This is a genomic window from Psittacicella gerlachiana (assembly GCF_003585965.1).
Taxonomy (GTDB): domain Bacteria; phylum Pseudomonadota; class Gammaproteobacteria; order Enterobacterales; family Psittacicellaceae; genus Psittacicella; species Psittacicella gerlachiana.
The window spans coordinates 1-5,735 of sequence record NZ_NRJF01000089.1; the positions used below are offsets into that span (position 1 = coordinate 1).

The following is a 5,735-nucleotide window of genomic DNA, read 5'->3' on the forward strand; positions in this document are numbered from 1 at the left end:
TTTATAAAAGAATTAAAAAATAAATGAACGAAAACATTAAAATTGATAACCATCAGTTAACAACCTTTAGAATTCCCATAAAGGCTGATAAAATTTCTTTTGCTCGCTGGCCTCATGAATTTTTACAAGCATACCAACGCACAAAAGAAAACAACCAAGAGCTTATTATTCTTGGTCAAGGTAGTAACGTCCTCTTTCTCGAAGATTTTAATGGAGAAATCGTAGTAAATCAGTACCAAGGAATCCACTTAACTTGCACTCAAGAACATTTTGTCTTGCAAGTAAACTCAGGGGTAACTATAGATGAGCTAATTGCCTATTGCCATAGATTTAAAATTTATGGTTTAGAAAACCTAGCTTCAATCCCTAGCTCTATAGGTACAGCAGCTATCGGAAATATTGGGGCATATGGTGTAGAATTTGAAAAATTTGTAGATAAAGTTATTCTCTTAGATTTAGAAAGAGGTGAAAAGATAACTTTAACTCATGAACAACTCCAGTTTTCGTATCGTAGCTCCATCTTAAAAACTGAGTATAACAAAGGTTATGCCGTACTAACTGTAGTCTTAAAGATTGCAAAAAATTACCAACCCGTACTAACTTACTACCCTTTAACCGAACTGGATAAAGAACAAGTTACGGCAAAACAAATTCAAGAACTCGTAGTTAAAACAAGAAAAGCAAAATTACCAGACTTTAATCAATATGGTAATGGTGGTAGTTTTTTTGTGAATCCAATTATTAGTTCAATAGAATATCAAGTTTTAAAAGAAAGATTTAACTTACAAGGAATTATTTTAAATCAAGAGCAGGTTAAATTAAGTGCAGGCTGGTTAATTGAAAATACAGGTCTTAAAGGTTTTTCCTTTAGGGGCGCTCAAGTATCTCCTCAACATGCACTAGTTCTTACCAATAGAGAAAAAGCTACTGGTATGGATATCGCAAATCTTGCGGCGATAGTAAAAACTAAAGTTTTTGAAAAATTTGGTGTTCAACTTACCCCCGAAATTCGCTTTATTGCAAAAAATGGTGAAGTTGACGCAAGTCTATATTTAGAACATTTACATCACAATTAATTATAAAACGAGCTTCAGTTTCCTTTTCTGAAGCTCTATTTCTATCTATGCAAATAATTTATAATTCTTTGAATAATCCTATTCTTAAAATTCATCTTGAAAAATATCTACTTAATTTTACTTATATAAGTCTTTGTAAATTTGCAAATCAAAAACGAGTTCTTAAATACAGAGATTCACTTATACATGAACTACTCAATGAGATAAAAGACGAACTACCTCATCTTACACAATATCTCGCTAAGCTCTGTAAAATATTAAATCTTGAAGAAACCATTGAAGAACATACAGTTAGTAATTACATTAACAAATTAACTTCAAACAAAGAGTATCTCGGATTCTTAGAAGACTACTGCTTAACCCTACCTGCAGATCAGATTCTAGAAAAAAATTTAGAGAAGTTTAATTCTCTGGAAAATATAGATAAAGCTTTAGCTATAAACTACTTTACACTACATCATAATAGCCAAGCTGTTACTGCTTATAAAAATCCATTCATTTTAATTAATGAAAAAATTTATTGTAACCACCTAATTCTTGAACCTAAAAGCCTAGATTTTTTAATTAAACTCAATCGTAGATTTGAAGCTTTAAACGCCAATACCTTTAGCTTAGTATTCTTTGCTCTCCCCTCAACAAACCTATATGTGGAAAAGTATTTAAATCATGATTATGAAAAGTTTAATCTAATTCTTATAGCTTTCTATCAATATTCAGGAGTTGGGAGAAACGATAAAACCTGGCTAGCAACTCCATTTGCTGACCTTGCATGCAGTATTATCTATCATCGAAATTATCTTAATCCTGAGCTAAATCTATTTTTATATTCGAAAGAAATTTCTAGTTGGAAAGATCACAACTAGCGATTTTATACATATGATCTTCATTTACGCATAGATTAAAGTCTATAACTTTTTATTGATTGCAAGATTAGTGCTAAAGTTTGAAAAAACTTAGTACAGGTGATTTATACGCCAAATTTTGAGATACATAAAGAGTAAAGCTTATATCTCTAATGCTATGGTTTAGTGCTCAAATATTTTTTGTATGAGTACGAGGTTAGGTTAACCTAAATTTTATAAATCATGAGCTATGTAGGAGATGTTTGTTTTTACAACTTCTTGAGGCGAGTTGAGCTTTAAAATAAATGCAACTTAAAAGTGCTTAAATAGTTTAGATTTAAGTACAGGTGTATGTTACGCAAAATTTTGTACTTTAACCAAAAGTTAGCTTTTTAATTAAAATGCACTTCTTAAGTACTCAAATAGTGATTGCTGAGTACAGGGTTAGTCTAAGCAAAATTTTGTTGGCTTGCTCAAAGTTAAGAAAATCGATTGCTGATTTCCTATTTTTAGAGCTTAAAGAGAGATAAAAAGTCTTTAGCTTGAGAAGGTAAAGTAAAAAGTTTCACCTTTAATACAAAGGCAGTTCTTAAAGTGCTCAGATAGTGATAGATGAGTACGGGGTGAGGCTACGCTAAATTTTGTTGGCTTGCTCAAAGTTAGGAAAACTTATTGTCGACTTACCATTTTTAGGGGTAAAAGATAATCAAAAGTTTTTTATCTTGAGAAGCTAAAGTAAAAAGTTGCACCTTTAATACAAATGCAGTTCTTAAAGTGCTCAGATAGTGATAGATGAGTACGGGTTGAGACTACTCTAAATTTTGTTGGCTTGCTCAAAGTTAAGAAAGCTTATTGTCGACTTACCATTTTTAGGGGTAAAAAGATAATCAAAAGTTTTTTATTTTGAGAAGCTAAAGTAAAAAGTTGCACCTTTAATATAAATACAGTTCTTGAGTACTCAGATAGTGATAGATGAGTGCGGGGTAGGTATGTTTTAAATTTAGTGAAAGAGATAAATCTTGTTTAGTGATTTTTTAATTTATTAATAATCAATGATCTATAAGAGTTAGTTTACAAGATACGCATAATGTAAAGTGCTATAATGTGAGTGGTTTAAGATTTTAGATCCTTTTACCAAAAGTAGTAGATAAATCATTTAATTAATAGAGGCTTATGAATAAGTCAAAGACTAAGGGTAAAGAGTTACTTAACGACGCAAATAAGATTGGTGTTCTGATAAGAGAGAAGAGAAAAAGTTTAGGCATGACTTTTGAGGAATTATCTAATGCTATAAGGATACCCAAAGATAGAGAAAAGCTATTAAGAAAATGGGAAAGTGGAGAAGCTGAGCCATCGGTTTTAGAATTACAAAGGATTTTAGAGTTATTTACCCTAGCTCCTTTTAAATCTCCAGACCAAGCCCCCTTTAAAGTTATAGATCTATTTGCGGGTATCGGAGGAATTAGACTAGGATTTCATCTTACGGGAAAAACTCAAGTGGTTTTTAGTAGTGAGATAGATAAATTTGCTGCCAAAACCTATTCGATAAATTATGGAGAAATGCCGGTAGGGGATATCACTCAAGTTAGCAATGAGCAAATACCGGAGCATGATATTTTGTTAGCTGGTTTTCCTTGCCAAGCTTTCTCGCAAGCTGGAAAAAAGTTAGGCTTTTCAGATGCTCGAGGAACTTTGTTTTTTGATGTAGCAAGAATTATTCAAGGGAAATGTCCAAAAGCTTTTTTACTAGAAAATGTAAAGAACTTAGTTTCTCATGATAAGGGAAATACCTTTAAAACCATTCTGAATATTCTTGAAGAGTTGGGATATAAAGTATTTTATAAAGTACTGAAAGCAAGAGATTTTGGTTTACCTCAAAATCGAGAAAGAATTTATATCGTTGGTTTTGATCCTCAGCAAGTTGCAAAATGGGAAGAATTTACTTTTCCTGAGGTTACTGGAATAGAAACCAAAGTTGGAGATATCTTAGAAAAGAAAGTTGACGCTAAATATACTATTTCCGATAAACTGTGGGAAGGACATCAAAGAAGAAAAGCCGAACATCTAGAAAAAGGAAATGGTTTTGGTTATACCCTTTTTGATGCTCAAAGTCCTTATACTAATACTCTTTCGGCAAGATACTATAAAGATGGGAGTGAGATTCTTATTGCTCAAGAGAATAACAATCCTCGTAAGTTAACTCCACGTGAAGCTGCAAGGTTACAAGGTTTTCCTGAGGAGTTTATTATCCCTGTAAGTGATACTCAAAGTTATAAACAGTTTGGTAACTCGGTATCAGTACCTGTAATCAATGCTATAGCTAAGAAAATGCTCGAAGTATTAGAAAGTTAATTAAGCTTTCTAGGGTAAATTCTACCCCCCCCCTAAGTCCAATAAAAGTATAAAGTTACTAAGGAATAATAGGATCAATTGCTTTTAAAAGTGTAGTAAAAGTTTTTAGGAGTTTTATTATTCCTGTGATATTGCCCTTTAGGGGAGGAGATATCACAATGTAATTATTTAGAGAAATCTACGATATGTCATTAAATAAAAGTAGTACATTAACTAAAGCAAAAAATGAAAAAAATGATGAGTTTTATACTCAATATGATGACATTGAAAAGGAAATGCAGGCTTATCTTGAATTTAATCAAGATGTATTCAAAGACAAAATTGTTCTATTACCATGTGACGATCCTGAATGGAGTAATTTTACTCGTTATTTTACTCAAAATTTCGCAAATTTAGGATTAAAAAAATTAATAAGCACAAGTTTTTCCCCTAAAGATAAATCAGAATCTAATGATCAAGCTATTCTATTCGAAAAGAATAGTGTAAATTACAATAAAACTAAATCTATTCATAAAGGTAAGATGTTTATATTAACAAAAGGTAAGAATACTGAAAGGGGGATGGATTTAGATGATATTGAATGGACATATCTAGAAGGGGATGGAGATTTTCGTAGTGATGAAATTAAATCTTTACGAGATGAGGCAGATATTATTATTACCAATCCACCATTTTCCTTATTTCGTGAATTTTTAGCATGGATTTTTGAAGCAAAAAAAGAGTTTAGTATTATTGGCAATATGAATTCGATAACTTATAAAGATGTATTCCCTTTAATACAAAAAAATAAATTATGGTTAGGTGCGACTATTAGTAGTGGAGATCGTGAATTTAGAGTTCCAGATAATTATCCTCTTAATGCTGTTGGATTTCGTATAGATGAAAATGGGGCTAAGTTCATTAGGGTTAAAGGAGTTCGTTGGTTTACTAATATTGAACATGGTAGACGACATGACCCATTACAGCTAATGACAATGGATGAAAACTTGAAATTTAATAAACAAATAGCTAAAACAAACGCCTATCAAGAGTACGATAACTATAAAGCTATAGAAGTACCAAAGACAAATGCTATTCCAAGTGATTATAGTGGGGTAATGGGCGTTCCTATTAGCTTTTTAGATAAATACAATCCTGATCAATTTGAAATTATAGGAATGGATTTTTATGTTAAAGATAGGTTGTTAGATCCTATTATAAATGTTAACTGGAAAGGAAAGCTAGATCGAGCATACTTAAATGGTAAAAGATTGTATTCAAGAGTGTTAATCTCTAAAAAAGTAGTTTGAAATTATTATTCATTTAGTTGATTGCATAAATAGTACTTTGTTAAGAGATGAAAATGATAAGATTTTAGTTTACAACTTTTCCCCCTACCTTTTAGAATACAAAAATTACATCAACTTGAATAAAGAAATTAATGAAATTCTATAAAAAGTTAAATTAAGACTAAATAATTTTATAT

The 5,735-nt window shown here is 31.1% G+C and carries 4 protein-coding genes; all 4 read left to right on the top strand.

What is annotated here, in order from left to right; genetic code table 11:
* Window positions 1–23: 23 nt before the first annotated feature.
* The 4 genes from murB to CKF59_RS03680 all read left to right on the top strand — a co-directional run bounded on the left by murB (window position 24) and on the right by CKF59_RS03680 (window position 5,559).
* Window positions 24–1,076: a UDP-N-acetylmuramate dehydrogenase gene (gene murB / locus CKF59_RS03665; protein ID WP_119534628.1), complete on the top strand. Its 1,053-nt coding sequence runs from the start codon at window positions 24–26 to the stop codon at window positions 1,074–1,076.
* A 47-nt stretch (window positions 1,077–1,123) separates the two neighbouring features.
* Entirely contained in the window at window positions 1,124–1,939 is an 816-nt protein-coding gene (locus CKF59_RS03670) for a hypothetical protein (RefSeq protein WP_119534629.1), read from the top strand.
* A gap of 1,152 nt (window positions 1,940–3,091) precedes the next feature.
* A complete protein-coding gene (gene dcm, locus CKF59_RS03675; protein ID WP_119534630.1) occupies window positions 3,092–4,270 on the top strand; it encodes a DNA (cytosine-5-)-methyltransferase in 1,179 nt (392 codons plus the stop codon).
* A 185-nt stretch (window positions 4,271–4,455) separates the two neighbouring features.
* Window positions 4,456–5,559, top strand: a complete 1,104-nt coding sequence (locus tag CKF59_RS03680) for an adenine-specific methyltransferase EcoRI family protein (RefSeq protein WP_119534631.1) — start codon at window positions 4,456–4,458, stop codon at window positions 5,557–5,559.
* Window positions 5,560–5,735: the final 176 nt, after the last annotated feature.